The sequence below is a fragment of the Klebsiella michiganensis genome (assembly GCA_000963575.1).
GTDB lineage: Bacteria > Pseudomonadota > Gammaproteobacteria > Enterobacterales > Enterobacteriaceae > Cedecea > Cedecea michiganensis_A.
The window spans coordinates 4,818,148-4,836,915 of record CP011077.1; the positions used below are offsets into that span (position 1 = coordinate 4,818,148).

The 18,768-nt window shown below is 57.2% G+C and carries 17 protein-coding genes; 11 read left to right on the forward strand and 6 right to left on the reverse strand.

What is annotated here, in order from left to right:
- The first annotated feature begins 206 nt into the window (after positions 1-206).
- The 9 genes from VW41_22425 (at position 207) to VW41_22465 (ending at position 8,839) form a co-directional block, all read left to right on the forward strand.
- Entirely contained in the window at positions 207-488 is a 282-nt protein-coding gene (locus VW41_22425) for a hypothetical protein (GenBank protein AJZ91579.1), read from the forward strand.
- 20 nt (positions 489-508) lie between these two features.
- Positions 509-853, forward strand: coding sequence for an alkylhydroperoxidase (locus tag VW41_22430; GenBank protein ID AJZ91580.1), 345 nt, complete (start codon positions 509-511; stop codon positions 851-853).
- A 52-nt stretch (positions 854-905) separates the two neighbouring features.
- On the forward strand, positions 906-1,940 hold the full coding sequence (locus tag VW41_22435) for an alcohol dehydrogenase (protein AJZ91581.1): 1,035 nt from the start codon (positions 906-908) through the stop codon (positions 1,938-1,940).
- Positions 1,941-2,052: 112 nt separating this feature from the next.
- Positions 2,053-4,572 (forward strand): TonB-dependent receptor, encoded by a 2,520-nt coding sequence (locus VW41_22440; GenBank protein AJZ92056.1) that lies wholly within the window; start codon positions 2,053-2,055, stop codon positions 4,570-4,572.
- A gap of 331 nt (positions 4,573-4,903) precedes the next feature.
- A complete protein-coding gene (locus VW41_22445; protein AJZ91582.1) occupies positions 4,904-5,398 on the forward strand; it encodes an RNA polymerase sigma factor FecI in 495 nt (164 codons plus the stop codon).
- A complete protein-coding gene (locus VW41_22450) occupies positions 5,398-6,387 on the forward strand; it encodes an iron dicitrate transport regulator FecR (GenBank protein ID AJZ91583.1) in 990 nt (329 codons plus the stop codon). The genes VW41_22445 and VW41_22450 overlap by 1 nt, the downstream gene beginning before the upstream one ends.
- A gap of 132 nt (positions 6,388-6,519) precedes the next feature.
- On the forward strand, positions 6,520-7,317 hold the full coding sequence (locus VW41_22455; protein AJZ91584.1) for an energy transducer TonB: 798 nt from the start codon (positions 6,520-6,522) through the stop codon (positions 7,315-7,317).
- A 198-nt stretch (positions 7,318-7,515) separates the two neighbouring features.
- Positions 7,516-8,004 carry a hypoxanthine phosphoribosyltransferase gene (locus tag VW41_22460; GenBank protein AJZ91585.1) on the forward strand — a complete coding sequence of 163 codons (489 nt, stop codon included), beginning with the start codon at positions 7,516-7,518 and terminating at the stop codon, positions 8,002-8,004.
- Positions 8,005-8,038: 34 nt separating this feature from the next.
- On the forward strand, positions 8,039-8,839 hold the full coding sequence (locus tag VW41_22465) for a hydrolase (GenBank protein ID AJZ91586.1): 801 nt from the start codon (positions 8,039-8,041) through the stop codon (positions 8,837-8,839).
- A 36-nt stretch (positions 8,840-8,875) separates the two neighbouring features.
- Here VW41_22465 and VW41_22470 read toward each other — a convergent pair whose 3' ends face one another.
- Positions 8,876-9,640: a decarboxylase gene (locus VW41_22470; protein ID AJZ91587.1), complete on the reverse strand. Its 765-nt coding sequence runs from the start codon at positions 9,638-9,640 to the stop codon at positions 8,876-8,878.
- Positions 9,641-9,711: 71 nt separating this feature from the next.
- Complete coding sequence (locus VW41_22475) at positions 9,712-10,905, reverse strand: membrane protein (protein ID AJZ91588.1); 1,194 nt, start codon at positions 10,903-10,905, stop codon at positions 9,712-9,714.
- A 229-nt stretch (positions 10,906-11,134) separates the two neighbouring features.
- Between VW41_22475 and VW41_22480 the strand changes: the two genes are divergently transcribed.
- Entirely contained in the window at positions 11,135-12,631 is a 1,497-nt protein-coding gene (locus VW41_22480; GenBank protein AJZ91589.1) for a phosphate transporter PitA, read from the forward strand.
- A gap of 75 nt (positions 12,632-12,706) precedes the next feature.
- Here the strand turns inward: VW41_22480 and VW41_22485 are convergent, their stop codons facing one another.
- Positions 12,707-13,042 (reverse strand): universal stress protein UspB, encoded by a 336-nt coding sequence (locus VW41_22485; protein ID AJZ91590.1) that lies wholly within the window; start codon positions 13,040-13,042, stop codon positions 12,707-12,709.
- A 366-nt stretch (positions 13,043-13,408) separates the two neighbouring features.
- On the opposite strand from VW41_22485, the gene VW41_22490 reads away from it, so the two are divergent.
- The gene (locus VW41_22490; protein ID AJZ91591.1) at positions 13,409-13,846 is read left to right on the forward strand and encodes a universal stress global response regulator UspA; all 438 of its coding nucleotides are present in this window, start codon (positions 13,409-13,411) and stop codon (positions 13,844-13,846) included.
- Positions 13,847-14,428: 582 nt separating this feature from the next.
- On the opposite strand, the gene VW41_22495 is transcribed toward VW41_22490, so the two are convergent.
- The 3 genes from VW41_22495 to VW41_22505 form a co-directional block, all read right to left on the reverse strand.
- Positions 14,429-15,181 carry a methyltransferase gene (locus VW41_22495; GenBank protein AJZ91592.1) on the reverse strand — a complete coding sequence of 251 codons (753 nt, stop codon included), beginning with the start codon at positions 15,179-15,181 and terminating at the stop codon, positions 14,429-14,431.
- Positions 15,182-15,189: 8 nt separating this feature from the next.
- Positions 15,190-17,232 carry an oligopeptidase A gene (locus VW41_22500; GenBank protein AJZ91593.1) on the reverse strand — a complete coding sequence of 681 codons (2,043 nt, stop codon included), beginning with the start codon at positions 17,230-17,232 and terminating at the stop codon, positions 15,190-15,192.
- Positions 17,233-17,385: 153 nt separating this feature from the next.
- On the reverse strand, positions 17,386-18,657 hold the full coding sequence (locus VW41_22505) for a phosphoesterase PA-phosphatase (GenBank protein ID AJZ91594.1): 1,272 nt from the start codon (positions 18,655-18,657) through the stop codon (positions 17,386-17,388).
- Positions 18,658-18,768 lie beyond the last annotated feature (111 nt).

Genomic DNA, 18,768 nt, shown 5'->3' on the forward strand with positions numbered 1-18,768 from the left:
CAGACCACCATAATTCCTGCCTGACAAAGAAGAAAATCTATCTCGCCAGTCAAGATTAAGTCATTTGTTAACCCTCGTTTCGATTCACATAATGCGCCAACACGGAGAGGCAATCGGCAGCCTTTTTCTTCTTCGCTTTGCCGCCCGCCTCTCCCTTATCTCCGCTCGTGCAACGGCATGAGCCACACAACAAGAGGCAGTCCATCATGGCTTATTTGCAAATCACCCTTGATATCAGCACACAAAATCGCGCCGCCGCGGCGGGTGTTTACCAGCAGTACAAAGCGACTTTCCTGGCCACCATCGACGGCGCGACCACTAAAGAATTGCTGGTCCGCGAGCAGGACGTCCAGGTACTGCACGGCTTTAACACCGCCGCCCAGGCCGAAGCCTATCTGAGTTCTGACCTGTTTACCCGGGACGTGGTTGAGGCGCTGACACCCTTCCTGAACGCCGCCCCGGAAATCCGCATTTATAGCGTGGCCTGAGATTAACTGAAGAGGTTTATATGTTGCTGAACTGGAATGAACATCGTGAAGAATTGTTGGGTGTGGTTGGCGATTACGCGAAGCTGCAACCGGAGTTTATGAAGGGGTTGATGAAGATGGATGCAGGCGCTTCCGCGATGGGCCACCTGGATGCCAAAACCCATGAGCTGATTGCGCTGGCGGTGGCGATCACCACCCGCTGTGACGGCTGCCTGTCAGTGCACGTTAAAGCCGCAGCGAAACACGGCGCAACCCGGGAAGAGATTGCCGAAGCGCTGGCGGTCGCCATTTCGCTGAACACCGGGGCGGCGCTAACCTACACCGCTCACGCCCTGGATGCATTCGACGCCTTGCCAAAAGCCTGAGCCTAAACGGCACCCTTCCTGAGGGTGCCGTTTTTTTCACCGGAGAAACTCAATGACCTACAAAGCGATGCAGGCCAGCGGCAACGGCAGTCTGACACTTGTCGAACGCCCTGTGCCTCAGCCGGGTACCGGCGAAGTGCTGATAAAAATCGAAGCCTGCGGCATCTGTGGCGCTGACGGCGGCGTTATCGACGGCGGGGAAAAGAATGTGGTTTACCCGCGCATACCCGGGCATGAAGTTGTCGGCACCTTGCTTAAACTCGGCGGCGGCGTGCCGTCCGGCCTGCGCATCGGCCAGCGGGTTGGGGTCGGCAGGCTGGGCGGGCACTGTAACGCATGCGACGCCTGCCGTCGCGGCGAGTTCACGCTTTGCAGCCATCAGCCGATCGTCGGCAGTTCACAAGACGGCGGCTATGCCGAAATGATGCTGGCGAAGGCGACCGGCCTTGTGGCTATCCCGGATGAGCTAAGCGCAGTTACCGCCGCACCGCTGCTCTGCGCCGGAATAGCCACCTTTAACGCCGTGCGTAAGTCAGGCGCTCAGCCCGGTGACAGCATCGCCATTCTCGGCATTGGCGGCTTAGGGCACCTTGCCGTGCAATACGCAGCCAGAATGGGGTTTCGGGTAATCGCCATCGGGCGCGGAAGCGATAAAGCGCAAGCTACGCTGGCGTTGGGCGCCAGTGATTATCTCGATAGCACCATAGCCAAGCCTGCTGAAGCGCTGAAAAAAATCGGCGGCGTAAAAACGATCCTCACCACGGCGACGGACAGTGCTATCGCGTCCTCTCTGCTGCCCGCCCTGCAACCAAAAGGCAAACTGATGGTGCTCGGGGTTGGTCAGCAACCGCTGATGCTTTCACCGGGGATGCTGGTTGGCCGTGAGTTGTCCGTCGAAGGCTCGCTGACCGGCACGCCTTACGAAACGGAAAGCGCCCTGCGTTTTAGCCTGCGGAACAACGTGCAACCGATGACGGAAATATTCCCGCTGGAGCAGGCCAACGAAGCATGGCAAAAAATGAAGTCGGGCAAGGCGCGATTTCGCCTGGTGCTGACGATGGATAACCCGCCGGCCGTTTTTAATTAAAAATTTTTCTGCCTGATTTTCAGTCTCGCGTGACCTCTCTGAAGCAGTACTTCTTGTGACTCACCTTCAGGGATACATCATGATGATAAAAAATAACGGAAAGGCTACGGCCATTTCCGACGCGAGCCAACCTGCACAGCTCCCTCGCGCCCCGCTTGCGTCCGGCATTGCTTTATCCGGCCTGCTGGCGCTGGCAACCGGTTTGCCAACGTTTTCCTCGGCGGCAGAAACCTCCTCAGCCACCAGTCAGGCGTTTTCCGTGCCTGCCGGGCCTCTGAGCGGCGCCCTGCAAACGCTGGCGAATGACGCCAACGTGATGCTGGTCTTCACCCCGGACCAAACGTCAAACAAAACGACCTCTGGCCTCAAGGGGACTTATTCCGTACAAAGCGCGTTTGATCGCCTGCTGGCGGGCAGCGGCCTGCAAGCCGTTCGCGACGGCAACAGCTATCGGCTTGTCTCCCTGCCGGCAGCCGCCGGTGAAGCCGCACCGATTATTGTGCCGGAGCTTTCCGTGCTCAGCGGCCTGGATGACAGCGTTGTTGCCGGGCGCTCAACGCTTAAAAAAGAAAATATCGAACGTATTCAGGCCGATAACGTCGCCGCCCTGCTGGATAAACTGCCGGGTGTCTCTTCCGCCGGCTCACCGCGTCCGGGCGGGCAGAGCCTGAATATCTGGGGTATGGGCGGTATGGAAGATATTAAAGTGACCCTGGACGGGGCGCCTAAAGGATTTGAGAAATACCGCCAGGGGTCGGTGTTTATCGAACCGGAGCTTATCAAGCAGATCGACGTCGATAAGGGCCCGTTTAACCTTGCCAACGGCAACGGTGGTTTCGGCGGCAGCATTAAAATCGTCACCAAAGATGCGGCCGACCTCTTGCAGCCCGGTGAAAACTTTGGCGGCATGCTGAAGTACGGCTTCCACACCAACGACAACCAAAATATCTACAGCGGCGCGCTGTACGGCAGAACGCCGGAGGGCTTTGCCGACGGCATGCTCTACGCCAGCAAACGCGACGGCGGCAATATTACCCGTCCGGACGGCACCCGTTTCGACTATTCCGCCAACCGCCAGGGCACCTGGCTGGCAAAAACCAACCTCTACCTGACCGACGCGCAGACGCTGACGCTTTCTGCCATGCGCTCGGACTCAACCGGCTGGCAGCCCTTCGCCGCCAAACGTGACGACATTGCCTCTCCCAGCCAGGCTGAAGTCGATAAATACGGGTTAGACGAAGCCTGGCGCAGGAAACTGGTGTACCGCAACCAGACCGATGAAAACTACGCCGTGAAGTGGAACCTGGCGCCCGCAGACCAGCCGTGGCTGGATCTGACGCTGAGCTACGCTTACTCCAAAACCAAACAGCATGATACCCGCCCCGACTCCGCCGGAGCCTCCAGCTTCCTGGGCTCGCTCGGTAATGAGAGCTGGGTGGATTACAAAGACAACCTGGTGGAGGTGAGTAACAAGAGCCGCTTCAGCACCGGGCCGGTAGATCACCTGCTGGAAATCGGCGCAAGCTGGCATAAGAATCAACGTAATGCGCTGATGTATTACCCGGGCTATAAGAAGAACGCCGCCTACAACTACGGCTACTTCCAGCCATACTACATGCCCGCCGGGGAGCAGCAAACGCGCGGCCTGTATCTGCAGGACAGCATGACGCTCGGCAGCGTCACCGTGACGCCGGGCGTGCGCTACGACAGCGTCACCAACACCGGGGAGCCGAACATCGCCCGGATGTACAACAGCAGCGATCCTAAAGTCGGCCACGACTACAGCAGCAAAAGTTACCACGGCTTTACGCCTGCGCTTGGTCTGGTCTGGAAGGCCACGCCGAATGTGTCGCTGTTTGCCGATGTCACCCGCACATGGCGGGCGCCGACCATTGATGAGCAGTACACCGTGCAGTACGCGCTGTCTAACGTGTCCGGCTCCAGCCGCGATCTGAAAGTGGAAACCATCAACAGCGTTCGCGGCGGCATGATCCTGAACTTCAATAATTTGCTGGCGGACGACGACAGCGTACAAATTCGCACCACGCTATTCCGCAACCGCGGCAAAGACGAAATATTCTACCGTCGGGGCGTGCTGTGCGAGGCGCAGTCAGTGAACAGCAATGCCAAATGCGGATCGCCGCTGTCGAACTACCGTAACCTGCCGGGCTACACCATCCAGGGGCTGGAAATTGAGTCGTTTTACGACAGCCGCCGTATCTTTGGCAGCTTCTCGTTCTCCACTATCCGTGGACAGCGTGACGCTTCACCACGCGACCCGTGGGGCAACCAAACCTGGCTCGCAGAAATTCCGCCAGTCACCGCCCACACGACGCTGGGCGTCAAAGCCCCGGAGTGGAACATGACGTTTGGCTGGACCATGGACATGGTGCGTAAGCAGGATCGCTCGCCGAAGGATGGTGACCCGTTAGCAGGCATCTGGGCGCTGCCAAAAACCAGTGGCTACGCGCTGCAGGGGCTGTTTGCTTCCTGGCAGCCGGAGCAGGTGAAAGGCATGGAGGCCCGTATTGCCGTCGATAACCTGTTTAACACCGACTACTACCCGTACCTGGGCGAATCCGTCTCCGGTATCGGCCGCAACATCAAGCTAAGTATTTCGCAGAAATTCTAATGCCTCACCCGCAGCGCCAGCCATGGCGCTGAAACTGATGACAAACTTAATGCGGATAAAAATTCCGCAATGTGTCGCCAGAAAAATAAACAGTAAAATCAATGTATTGATTTTCTACTGATAACCACAAAGAGGGAAAAACCACGCTTTTTCCCTCTTTGTCAGCAACCTAAGCGCCGCCCCTGGCGCTGCTTTTTCAGCGTCCGCTTCCCGGGCAAAAATAGATTAATACTTCGCAATCTCTTGACATAAAAATAGAGAAATGAAAATAATAATGATTATCATTTCAATAATTATCACGCCCTGATACCAATCAATGGTGAGTCACATCATGTCCCGTTCCCAACAGGTTGCACATCAGCTTTACTGCGATCATCAGCGCTGGCTTTACCACTGGCTTCGCAATAAAGTCGGCTGCCCGGAACAGGCACAAGACCTGACTCAGGACACCTTCATCAATATTCTGGTCAGTCCCGATCTGGCCTCCATTCGCCAGCCGCGTCCTTTTCTTGCCACGGTTGCCAGAAGGCTGATTGCCAACCATTATCGCCGCAAGAAAATCGAAGAAGCCTGGCTGGATGCGCTGGCCGCCCAGCCGGAGATGGAACACCCTTCCCCTGAAACCAGGCTGCTGATTCTGGAAGTGCTGGAACAGATAGATGCGGCGCTGGACGGCCTGCCGCCGCAGGTGAGGGAAGCTTTTTTGCTGGCTCATCTGCAGGGGATGCGCTATTGCGATATCGCAGAGCGCCTGCGCGTCTCCAGCAGCTCCGTCAAGCAGTACCTCCAGCGCGCCAACCTGCACTGTTTCTTCGCCCTAAGCTAATGACCTCCCATCCCTTCATCGACCAAAACGGGCAGACGATCAACCGGGAGAGTGCCTACGCCGCCGCCTCATGGCTGACGCTGATGATGTCGGACGACGTTAGTGAGCAGGATAAAATCGACTGGCAAAAATGGCTGGCAGCAAGTGCTGAAAACCAGCGTGCCTGGCAGCACGTCGAAGCGGTATGCGCCAGTTTCCGGCAGGTTGACGGCAAACTGGCGCGGCAAAGTCTCTCTGCGCTACAAAACAGCGGCAGGCGTCGCGCGTTAAAAGGATTAGGCGCTCTGCTGCTGGTCGGGGGCTCGCTGGAATGGGGGCGACGCCAGCACGGCTGGGAAGCGTTGACTGCCGATTACCGCTCCGGGACGGGCGAGCAGCGTCAGGTTGAGCTAAGCGAAGGTAGCCGGCTACTGCTCGACACCCAAACCGCGCTAAATGTACGTTTTACCGGACAACGGCGCCAGATTGAGCTGCTCAGCGGTGACCTGCTGATTACTACCGGACAGAAGGAAAAGCTGGCGGCATGGCCCCGGCCTTTTAGCGTGACTACGCCTCAGGGCAAAGTGCTCGCGCTGGGCACCCGGTTCCGGGTAAAGCTGGAGCCGGGACTCACCCGCGTGGCGGTTTACCAGGGAGTTGTAAGGCTTTATCCCCACGGCTCAGGCCTCGCCGGGCTTCAGCTTGCGGCGGGCCAGGGCGCATGGCTGAGCGGTGAAGGGTCCGGCGGCCTGCATACCGGTGAAAAAGAACCTGGCTGGGTGCACGGCAAACTCCTGGCCGACAATATGCCGCTGGGCGATTTCCTGCGGGAGGTTAACCGCTACCGCCCCGGCGTCCTGCGCTGCGACGAAGATATTGCGGCCCTGCGGCTGTCCGGCGTTTTCCCGCTGGCGGATACCGACAGTATTCTGACTGCGTTACCCCGCGTCCTGCCCGTCAGAATAAATACGCTGTCGCGTTATTGGGTCAGCCTTTCTCGCAGTGAATAATGCTTCGTGACAGAGTAATCCATGCCAGTTGTCTCGTTATTCACGGGAAGCTGCCCGTTCAGGCGCCTCGCGTGTCCTCTTTCTTATCCCCACTGCAACAACAGCCCTTAGCCCGGCTGCGGAGTATTTGTTATGCCCTCTTCCCTGCCGATAAGCCAGCCCTTTCCTGCGTGGTCCGACGGCCTGCCTCCCTCACGTCGCAGCGTCGGGCTACTGTTGGCGCTTTTGCTGCACGCGGGCGTTTTCCTGTGGCTAACTCACCGGCCAACCCAGCAACAACCGGCCACCGCGCCGCCGCCCATTGCGCTGATGATCCTCCCGGCAGACGATCCGGCGTCTGTCGCCACGCCGGAAAAGCAGCCCGATAAGATCAAACAGATCAAGTCGGCAGCGTCTCAGGAAAAGGCCGAGTCGAAAGAAGAGGTGAAAAGCGTGGAGGCACCGAACCCGGAGATCGTTGTGGCCAAAAAAGTGCACCATAAGGCCATCACCAGGCCTCAGCCGGTTAAGCCACACGACGCGGAAGTGCCCCCGGCCCCTGCACCACATGCGCCTGAAACCCACGCCCCCGCCAGCCATCCGCAGCAAAGCGCCGGCAGGGCAGGAAGCAGCGCGGTGAGTGCTCCCAGCCCTGGCGAGGTGAACTGGGTCGGCCTGCTGCGCCAGCGGCTCGACCGCTTCAAACGTTACCCGGCTCAGGCTTTGCGCCAGCAGGCCAGGGGCGTGGTTTACCTGAGCCTGACGCTGAACAGAGAGGGCCAGGTCCTCAGCGTGACGCTGGAAAAAAGTAGCGGCACGCCGACGCTGGATCGGGAAGCGCTTGCCCTGCCAGCTCGCGCGGCACCGCTGCCCGCCCCCACGGACGATATCGCTCCAGGCCAGCCGCAAATTACCCTCACCCTGCCGATCCGTTTCGATCTCCGACAGTAAATTCCCTGGCTCAATGCTCGGTAATGCAGCATTGAGCATAACATTCTTGCTTGATCGCTTCGGATCACAAAAAACCATCCGTCTTAACGCTAATATTGCACAATCGAGCATTAGATCTTATTTTAATCGAGCAACAACGAGCAATGACACTTTAGCGAGGATGCAGCAGTGAGAAACAATCATGTAGGACACATCGTGATGAATGAATCGACGATTGCCGATGGCGTCACCAAAGTCGCCAGGCAGCTTAATAGTCGATATCACGAAGCGGTGGTGATCACGGTCGTACCCGGTGGGATCCTGTTTACCGCCGACCTGGTGAGGCAGCTAACTTTCGATATCTCAATGGACTATATTTCCTGCCCGCACACGCCTGGCGACAGAAATAACAGCTCAACCATCGTTTACCACGACAATATTGGCATCAGGGGAAAAGACGTTATCCTGGTGGATGACGCCATCGAGTCCGGCGGCACCATGAAGCGCCTGGTTGAGTATTTAATCGAAAACTACGCCCCGAAATCTCTCTCCATCGCCACTTTATTTGTGAAGCCAGGCCGCGTAGAGATCCCCGTCGAGCAATGTTATGCCTACATCATGGACAACGACGATCTACTCATTGGCTACGGCATGCCGTGGCAAAACAAGTACCGCAACCTGCCCTTCGTTTCAAAACTAAAAATATAAACGCCTACAGAACACTTACCGATGGGATAACAGAATGATAAAGCTAATTATTACTGACCTCGACGGCACTTTTCTCAACGCCCATGGCGACTATGACCGTGAATTATTTGCCCAAACGCATCGCCTAATGGCGGCGCAAGGCGTCCACTTCGCCGCCTGTACCGGCAAGCAGTGCCAGCGGGTAGAAGAGCTGTTCGCCGATTACCGGGAGGATGTATGGATCATCGGCGACAGCGCGACGCGTATTAAAAGAAACGGCGAATATGTCTACGAATCGCTTATCAATAATGCGCTGGGATTAAGGATTATCAGTACCCTGGAAGCCGCCAGCGACAGCCACATCATTATTGCCTGCGGCAGCGAAAGCGCGTTCATTCGCCGGGACGTGCCGCAGCGGCTGAAAGACAAAATGCGACAGTCCTACGCCAGCCTGGCGCAGGTGGACTCTTTTGCCGAACTCGATGGTGATTTCGTGAAGATAAGCGTCTATGACGAAGCCGGAAACTGCCCGCAAACTCGCCCGGCGCTCAAGCCTTTTGAGCAGGAGGTGTATATCGTGGTGTCCGAAGCGGCGTGGATCGACATTGCCGATTATGGCGTTCACAAAGGGACAACGGTGCAAAGGCTCCAGCAGTTACTGAACGTCAGCCCGGCGGAAACGCTCGCGTTTGGTGACGGGTATAACGACCTGGAGCTGCTGGCTCAGGCGGAATACAGCTTCGCGATGCGTAATGCGTTCGAGGAGACGAAGGCCGCAGCCCGATTTATTACCGGCAGCAATGATGAAAGCGCGGTACAACACACGATAAAAAGCCTGCTGGCGCTGCAAAGCTAAGGCTGACGCAGGGCGGCATCTGCGCCGCCCGTTTCGCTAGCCCGCGATTTCAATCTGCAGGTTAACCCCACTGAAATCGGCAATTTTGGTTTCAGCACTCACCACAGCAATATCAATGTCTTCGCAGGGAGCCACTTTGTAGCGAGCCACCTGGGACATCTTATTGGCCGTCACGGCGGCGATCACCTCGTTGCTCTGACTCAGCACTTCTCGCTTGAAGCAGGCATCTTCGTAATAAACCGCGCTGAGGCCAGCCTGCGGATCCAGCCCGCACACGCCGATAAAGGTCTGGTCGAAAACCATGCCGCGTAGCTGATTTACCGTGTCGGAACCCAGGGTGCTGCCGGTCAGCGGGTTCACTTTGCCGCCCAACAGAATCAGCTCGCCGCGCGTACGCCCGCTCAGCGCGGCAGCAATCTGCGGGGAATTGGTAACAATGGTGAGATCCAGCTCTTCGGGAATAAATTCCACCATCGCTAGATAGGTCGAACCGGCGTCCAGAAACACGCAGGTATTGGCGGTGATCATCCCGGCGCACTTCCGCGCCACCTGCGATTTCTCAACCACATCCTGCGCCACGCGGGTTTCAAAGCTGGCGGACTGCTGGAACTGACTGATAGCGCCGCCATAAACTTTTTTACACAGGCCGCGACGCGCCAGTTCCTGCAGATCCCGGCGGATGGTGTGCTCGGACACGCCGAGTTTCCGCGCCACATCGGCCCCAATCACCCGGCCCGTTTCGGTCAGGATTTGGTGGATCATCGCCTGTCGCTGTTCAGGCAATGCATCATAATCAGTCACGTCCGGCCCTCAAATAGCTGCAATAGTGCATAACATATCACAATCTATCATCGCAGCCGCAAGGCGGTACGTCAGGCTTCAACCAGCGCCTGCGCGCACGCCCAGGCTGAACTCCAGGCCCACTGGAAGTTATAGCCGCCCAGCCAGCCGCTGACGTCCATCACTTCGCCGATAAAATAGAGGCCCGGGGCTTTTTTGGTTTCCATACTGCGGGAGGAAAGCTCGTTGGTGTCCACGCCGCCGAGGGTCACTTCCGCCGTACGATAACCTTCGGTGCCGTTAGGCTGAACCCGCCAGGATTGCAGGGTTTCAACCAGCTCACTTTGCTGACGGCTGTTAAGCTGCTTCAGCGTGACGTCCGGGATCTGCTGCAGCTGTTGCAGGCATTCGACCAGACGTTTGGGCAGCACCATGGCCAGCGTGTTTTTCAGGCTCTGATTCGGGTGCGCGTTACGCTGCTCGTGGATAAAGCCGTCCAGATCGGTGTCGGGCAGCAGGTTGACGCTGACGAATTCGCCCGGCTGCCAGTAGCTGGAGAGCTGCAGAACGGCAGGGCCGGAAAGGCCACGATGGGTAAACAGCAGGCTTTCCCGGAAACTAACGCCGTTTTCTGCGGTGATGACGGACGGCACCGACACGCCGGACAGCACCTGGAGCTGTTCGAGCAAAGGTTTATGCAGCGTAAACGGCACCAGGCCTGCGCGGGTCGGCAGCACCTTCAGGCCAAACTGTTCGGCGACTTTATAGCCAAACGGTGTTGCACCCAGCCCCGGCATCGACAGGCCGCCGCTGGCGATAACCAGTTTCGCCCCCTGCACGCTGCCGCCGTTTAGCTGCAGGGTATAACCTTGCTCGTCACGCGCAATGCTCAACACTTCGCTGCGCAGGCGCATCGTCACGCGGCCCTTTTCGCATTCCGCCACCAGCATATCGACAATTTGCTGGGCGGAGTCGTCGCAGAACAGCTGGCCCAGGGTTTTCTCGTGCCAGGCGATGCCGTGCTTGCCCACCATGTCGATAAAGTCCCACTGGGTGTAGCGTGCCAGCGCAGATTTGCAGAAATGTGGGTTCTGGCTCAGATACGCGGCGGGTTCGACATAAAGGTTGGTAAAGTTGCAGCGCCCACCGCCGGACATCAGGATTTTACGGCCCGGTTTTTTCCCATTATCAATCAGCAATACGCGGCTGCCCGCCTGCCCGGCTACCGCCGCACAAAACATTCCCGCTGCACCCGCACCTATAATAATGGCATCAAACTTTTCCACGACCGACTCCCGACTATGCTTAAGGCAACGGATTGTAAAGACCTGAGGCTGGTCGCACCAGCTTTAAGGTGAATAACAAATGCAGGTGATTGATAAACAAAATGTAAATCATTCCACCTGAGCGCCAGATGGCGACTAAAATCAAAAAAAGTCCAGATTTCACTTTGCCGCGGTGGAGGTTGTCTTACATAATGCGCCGCGTTCATGTCCTCAAAATGGCGTAACGTCTATGCTACATTTGTTTGCCGGCCTGGATCTTCACACCGGGCTTTTACTTTTGCTTGCTCTGGCATTTGTGCTGTTCTACGAAGCCATTAATGGTTTCCACGATACGGCTAACGCAGTAGCAACGGTAATTTATACCCGCGCTATGCGATCGCAACTTGCGGTGGCAATGGCTGCGTTATTTAACTTCTTCGGCGTTCTGCTCGGTGGGCTGAGCGTAGCCTATGCCATTGTGCATATGCTGCCTACAGATCTGCTGTTAAACGTAGGGTCTTCTCATGGTCTCGCCATGGTGTTCTCTATGTTACTGGCCGCTATTATCTGGAACCTCGGCACCTGGTATTTTGGTCTGCCGGCCTCCAGCTCCCATACGCTTATCGGTGCCATCATCGGTATCGGTTTGACCAACGCGCTGCTGACCGGCACCTCGGTTGTCGACGCGCTGAATATCCCGAAAGTGATGGGGATCTTCGCTTCCTTAATTCTGTCCCCGATTGTCGGGCTGGTGATTGCCGGTGGGTTGATTTTCCTGCTGCGCCGTTACTGGAGCAACACCAAGAAAAAGCAGCGTATTCACCTGACGCCTGCGGAACGTGAAAAGCAAGACGGCAAGAAAAAGCCGCCTTTCTGGACGCGTATCGCGCTGATTCTGTCCGCTATCGGCGTGAGCTTCTCTCACGGTGCTAACGACGGTCAGAAAGGCATCGGTCTGATTATGCTGGTACTGATTGGCGTCGCACCGGCAGGCTTCGTGGTGAACATGAATGCCTCCGGCTACGAAATCACCCGTACCCGTGACGCAGTGAACAACGTCGAAACTTACTTCCAGCAGCATCCCGACCTGCTGCAGAAAGCGACCGGATCCGAACAGTTAATCCCTTCTCCGGAAGCGGGCGCGACTGAACCGGCTCAGTTCCACTGCCACCCGGCTAACGCGATCACCGCTCTGGACCGCGCGAAGCTGATGCTGACCGACATCGAAAGCTACGACAAGCTCAGCATCGAGCAGCGTAGCCAGCTGCGTCGCATCATGCTGTGCATTTCCGACACTACCGATAAAGTGGCGAAGCTGCCGGAAGTGAACGCGGATGACCAGCGCCTGCTGAAGAAACTGAAAGGCGATATGCTTAGCACCATCGAGTACGCGCCTGTCTGGATTATTCTGGCCGTTGCACTGGCCCTGGGTATCGGGACAATGATCGGCTGGCGCCGCGTGGCGACCACCATCGGTGAGAAAATCGGTAAGAAAGGCATGACTTATGCGCAAGGGATGTCCGCGCAGATGACCGCCGCTGTTTCTATCGGTCTGGCAAGCTACACCGGGATGCCGGTTTCCACCACCCACGTACTCTCTTCCTCCGTGGCAGGGACAATGATCGTGGACGGCGGTGGCCTGCAGCGTAAGACGGTAACCAATATCCTGATGGCATGGATATTCACCCTACCGGCTTCGATTCTGCTCTCCGGCGGGCTGTACTGGATTGCGCTGCGCTTCGTGTAAGCGGCAGCCAAAGAAAAAGCGGGTCAGGAAACTGGCCCGCTTTTTTTATACTTGTCCATAATGCAGCCCTACAAACTAGTGCCAGATAATTAATCCAATCAGGCTAATCACCACCAGACCACACAGCGAACTCGTCAGAATAAACTGCCGACGCAGGCGCTCACAGCGGCGAATAAACTCCTCATCGTGATGATCGACATAGCGCTGGCCGTAGATGTAACGCACCAGCCTGACCTGCTTGCTGGGTTGACCATGTGAGGTGAAAAAACCGCCGCCATCAACGTATTGATACAGCAGTGGATCGCACCCGCGCAGCACCACCAGTAACGCGCGCAATGAAGAGTAATAGCGCGCCATATTCACGACACAAACTACACAAAGCGCCCAGAACAGCGCGACGGTGCTGATCATGTACCCCTCCCGGCGAAGCCCTCGAAGCCTTTGCTTCGGGACAACCGCTCTCCCCGAAAACCCTGTCAGACAATCCTGCAACGAATAACCGATACAGGTCACAGCATTCTTCCCGCCCGGCTCATTTAATAGTGTAGGAGATCCCTTAATTTTTTTACCACCACGTTAATCTTTATCAAAGTGGTCTGATTCATTTTTCGCTTGAATGAGTTTGAGGGATAGCGCATTGTCGGGCTGAATAGCTCGTTATAAGATAGAAATACCATCTACAATTTAAGTCTTTAGATCGGGTGACCGTAGCTCATGCCGCTGCGGTTTAAAAGATGACGGCGAGAGTCATCGATAACTTATGGAAGGAGTAACATTATGGCTTACAAACACATTCTGATCGCAGTTGACCTCTCCCCTGAGAGTAAAGTCCTGGTAGAAAAAGCCGTCTCCATGGCTCGACCTTACAACGCGAAAGTTTCCCTGATTCATGTCGATGTGAATTACTCCGATCTGTATACCGGGCTGATTGACGTCAATCTGGGCGATATGCAGAAACGCATTTCCGAAGAAACTCACCACGCGCTCACCGAGCTGTCCACCGGCGCGGGTTATCCTATCACCGAAACGCTGAGCGGCAGCGGCGACCTGGGCCAGGTGCTGGTAGACGCGATTAAAAAATACGATATGGATTTAGTGGTTTGTGGGCATCACCAGGATTTCTGGAGCAAGCTGATGTCCTCTGCACGCCAGCTGATCAATACCGTGCATGTGGATATGCTGATTGTTCCGCTGCGTGATGAAGAAGACGAGTAAGATTTTCCCCTCACCCTAACCCTCTCCCCATAGGGGAGAGGGGACTGGATAGCGATTGATATTGGCCCTTTCTCTCTGGTGTCTCTTAATCACATTTTAGTTTCAAAGCCTTCCGGGAGAACTCTTTAGCCCTTAACCGTTCTGCTCACCCGTAAATCTGTTTTCCATATAAGTTTCCAGTACGGTGAACGTGGCGGTGAGACTTGCAGCGCCTGTGGCGTTCAGCGTGGCTGTGGATTTAAAGCCAGGCACGGCTCCGGCTTAAATCGCCTCCGTTTTCTCTCCGACTGGCCAGGGTCCGGACGTTGGGAACGGCCGGAGGCTGAGAGCGTCGGGAACGCATCTCAGCCGACCCAGGACTGGGAGATAAAACGGAGGTCTGCCGCTTCAGCGGTCGATTTATTTCGCCGGGAGTCCGGGGTCTCGGGGGAGTGACGGTGACTCCCCCGAGCCGTTCACCTGTTCGGGGATAACATATGACTCTGGGCTGGAAGTGAACGGAATATTAGCCCGCCCAGCATAATCGTGGATATTTTTGACGAAGAGGCAACGTCTTCCCGGGGAGCGCAGTCGGAGTAGCGGCTATTCCGGCGTCCCGGCGTAAATATCAAACCGATGCCCCTTGGTCACCACCGCATTCTGCGTGGCGACTTCGGCCAGCGGGGGAGCATAATCCGGGCGCTTCACTACCACCCTTTTCTTAGCCAGCGCTCTGGCCGGAGCCAATAATCCGTCCGCATCTTCATCCGGCCCCACCAAAGACTGGAAGACACGCATCTCTTTCTTCACCAGCGCGCTCTTCTGCTTATGGGGGAACATCGGATCGAGATACACCACATCCGGCCTCGGCGTAATATCGCTGAGCGCCGTCAGGCTTGAGGCATGAATGAGCTGTAATCGCTCCTGCAGCCAGCCGCCGATTTCCGGATCTTCGTAGCCACGGCGCAGGCCGTCATCAAGTAACGCGGCAACCACCGGATTGCGCTCCAGCATCCGCACGCGGCAGCCTACGGAGGCCAGCACGAAGGCGTCCCGCCCCAGCCCGGCCGTCGCGTCGACAACGTCCGGGAGATAGCTGCCTTTAACGCCCACAGCTTTCGCCACCGCTTCACCACGTCCGCCGCCAAACTTACGGCGGTGCGCCATCGCGCCGGAGACAAAATCCACGAAGATGCCGCCCAATTTGGGCTCGTCGCGTTTGCGCAGCTCCAGCCTTTCAGGGGTTAATACCAGCGCCATCAGCGCCTCTGCATCATGTTCAAGCTGCCAGCGGCTGCTCAAAACAGATAAGGCGCCGGAGTCGGCGCCTGCTTCAGTCAGTAAACAGATTTTCACGTCGTGGCTTAGCCCTGAATACCGTAATGATCCAGCATCGCGTCCAGCTGCGGCTCGCGCCCGCGGAAGCGTTTGAACAGCTCCATCGGCTCTTCCGAACCACCACGGGTCAGGATATTGTCGAGGAAAGACTGGCCAGTTTCACGGTTGAAAATGCCCTCTTCTTCGAAGCGAGAGAACGCATCTGCCGCCAGCACGTCGGCCCACAGGTAACTGTAGTAGCCCGCCGCATAGCCGCCGGCAAAAATGTGGCTGAAAGCGTGTGGGAACCGGCCCCAGCTCGGCCCTGGCACCACGGCAACCTGCTTCTTAATGTCAGCCAGCGTTTGCAGCACTTTCGCCCCCTGCTCAGGGTTGAATTCCGCGTGCAGGCGGAAGTCGAACAGGCCGAACTCCAGCTGGCGAAGGATAAACAACGCCGCCTGGTAGTTTTTCGCCGCCAGCATTTTTTCCAGCAGCTCAACGGGCAGAGATTCACCGGTTTCATAGTGGCCGGAGATAAACGCCAGCGCTTCCGGCTCCCAGCACCAGTTTTCCATAAACTGGCTCGGTAGCTCGACCGCATCCCAGGGCACGCCGTTGATGCCGGACACGCCCGCGGTTTCGATTTTGGTCAGCATATGGTGCAGACCGTGGCCGAACTCATGGAACAGGGTGATCACTTCGTCATGGGTAAACAGCGCTGGTTTGCCGTTCACCGGACGGTTGAAGTTACAGGTCAGATAGGCCACCGGCTTTTGCAGCGAACCGTCGGCACGGCGCATTTTGCCCACGCAGTCATCCATCCACGCCCCGCCGCGTTTATGCTCGCGAGCGTATAGATCGAGGTAGAAGCTGCCGCGCAGCTCACCCTGATCGTCATACAGCTCGAAGAAGCGCACGTCCGGGTGCCAGACGTCGATATCTTTCCGCTCTTTGGCGGTAATGCCGTAGATGCGTTTCACGACTTCAAACAGGCCGTTCACCGCCCGCTCTTCCGGGAAGTACGGGCGCAGTTGCTCGTCGCTGATGCTGTAGAGATGCTGTTTCTGTTTTTCGCTGTACCAGGTGATGTCCCACGGCTCCAGCTCTTCCACGCCGTAATGCTCTTTTGCATAGGCGCGCAGCTGGGCCAGCTCGGCTTCACCCTGCGGGCGAGCACGTTTGGCCAGGTCGGACAGGAACTCCAGCACCTGCTGTGGGTTTTCCGCCATTTTGGTAGCGAGGGATTTTTCCGCATAGTTGCCAAAGCCCAGCAGCTGAGCCAGCTCGTGGCGCAGCGCCAGAATCTCTTCCATCACCGGGGTGTTATCCCACTTCCCGGCGTTCGGCCCCTGGTCAGAAGCACGCGTTGAATACGCGCGGTACATTTCTTCGCGCAGGGCGCGGTTGTCACAGTAGGTCAGCACCGGCAGATAGCTTGGAATATCCAGCGTCAGCAGCCAGCCGGCCTGCTCTTTGGCTTCCGCCTGAGCGCGCGCTGCGGCTAAGGCGCTTTCCGGCATCCCGGCAAGCTCGGCTTCATCGGTAATCAGCTTGCTCCAGCCCATGGTGGCATCGAGCACGTTGTTGCTGTAGGTAGACCCCAGCTCGGACAGGCGAGCGGAGATCTCACCGTAGCGCTGCTGTTTGTCTTTTGGCAGACCAATCCCGGACAGCTCGAAGTCACGCAGGGCGTTATCCACCGCTTTCTTCTCGGCGATGCTCAGGCTGGCGTAGTTCGCACCGTCACGCAGGTCGCGGTAAGCGTTATACAACCCTTCGTGCTGGCCAACCCAGGTGCTGTATTCGGACAGCAGCGGCAGCGTTTGCTCATAGGCTTCGCGCAGCTCAGGGCTGTTTTGTACCGAGTTCAGGTGGCTGACCGGGGAAAACAGGCGACCCAGGCGATCGTCCACTTCCGCCAGCGGCTGAACCAGGTTCTGCCAGCTGTAAGGCGCGCCCTGCGCAACCACGCTTTCCACCGCCGCACGGCAGTCGTCCAGCGCTTGAGTCACGGCCGGAACAACATGTTCAGGTTTGATGGCGGAAAACGGCGGCAGCTCAAAAGAGGTCAGTAAAGGATTGGTCATAAGCGCGTTCCTGATTAAAAGGGAGAGAGAAGCGCTCAAGCGGCGCTTTGTGCATGGAGTCTAGCATGGGGTTAAGTGTAGCGAATTTCAATCCCGGGCGTTGCGCTGGGCTTGCCAGGAAAAGGGGCAGCAGGCGCTGCCCCGAAAGGGAAATCAGTGGGATTTCTGCGCCATGGCGTAGGCTGCAGGCAGGTTCAGGCGCTGCCAGAACTGCTGGTCTGCCGTCGTACCGGACAGAGGATAACCCGCAGGCAGCGCGGTTTTCACCATCAAGTCGCGGCGCTGGGCGGTGGACAGCTTAGGCAGCGCCGCTTCCAGCAGGACTTCCGCCCCTTGCGGCACTTTCAGGGCTTGCTTCTCGCCCTTCTGCTGCGGCAGGTCGTAGGTCATGGTGAAGCGGTACAGTTCTTTCATCGCCGGGGCGCGGTACGGATCGTCTTTTGCGGAAGATTTCGCACATTCAGCCAAAGTGGTCCCGCACTCTTTTTCCAGCGCGGTACGCAGCTGATCGCGAGCTTCGTTAAACAATGTGCGGTATTTCGGGTCGTTCAGGTAGTTAGCGACATTACGCTGCGCCACCATGCGGGAGCCCATCACGTCCAGCGGGTAATGCACGCCCAGCACAATGCGCGAGTAACCGTAGCGCGCGCCGCGCTCAACCAGGGCTTCAAAGCGCTCAGGCACCATCTCAGCCATCAGCAGCGCGTCGGTGTAGCCGGTGTTGGTATGGCCGCTTGGGAAGGAGCCACCGTCCGCGGTATAGGGTTTGTTATCTTTAATCACCACATCGTCCGGCACGAGGTGAATGGTGTTGCCCTGGATCAGGAACGGACGCGGGTTATTGAAATGCTTCTTCGCGGCGCTGGTGCTGACTTCGGAGGCTTTAATCAGCGCCGCGGCTTTGCTCAGCTCGCCTTTATCGTAAGCGGCCAGGAAAGCTTTCCCCAGGCGTGGCCCCATGGCGTCACTCAGGAAGTAAAGGTGGTTGATGCCCTCGGCATCCGCCAGCGCCTGATGACGCGAAGTCTGCACGGCATTCAGGTTGATGTTGGTGACCGTTTCAAGGTTCTGCTTAATCACAGATTCCGGCAGTCGGCTGAACGCGGAAAGCAGCTCAATGCCCGCCTTCTGGTTGGCTTTAGTCTGGAAGTCATAGCCGCTCGCCTTCAGCCAGGCGGTATCCGCCAGCTTTTTGCCTTGCTTCGCTTTATCCAACTGGTCGCGGGTCAGTTTATCCGCATCGCCTTTCAGGGCAGTGCGCAGCGCCGCCAGGGACTGCGTTTCAAGATCATCAAACGCCTGGCTGCTGTTTGCCGGGGTCACGCTATTGGCTATCGCCGCGGCCTGAGGGAGAGACACATCCTTCGCCAGGGCGGGCAGAGTGACGGCTAACGCGGCGGCCAGCATAGAAATACGAAGTTTCATTATTTTTCCTTTTATTCAAACGATTACCTTGCCTGGCAGCGACGCTATCCTGGTAATTTGACGTTTTTATGACACCGTTATGTTTTGAAACGCTTTCTCCCCGACTGAAAC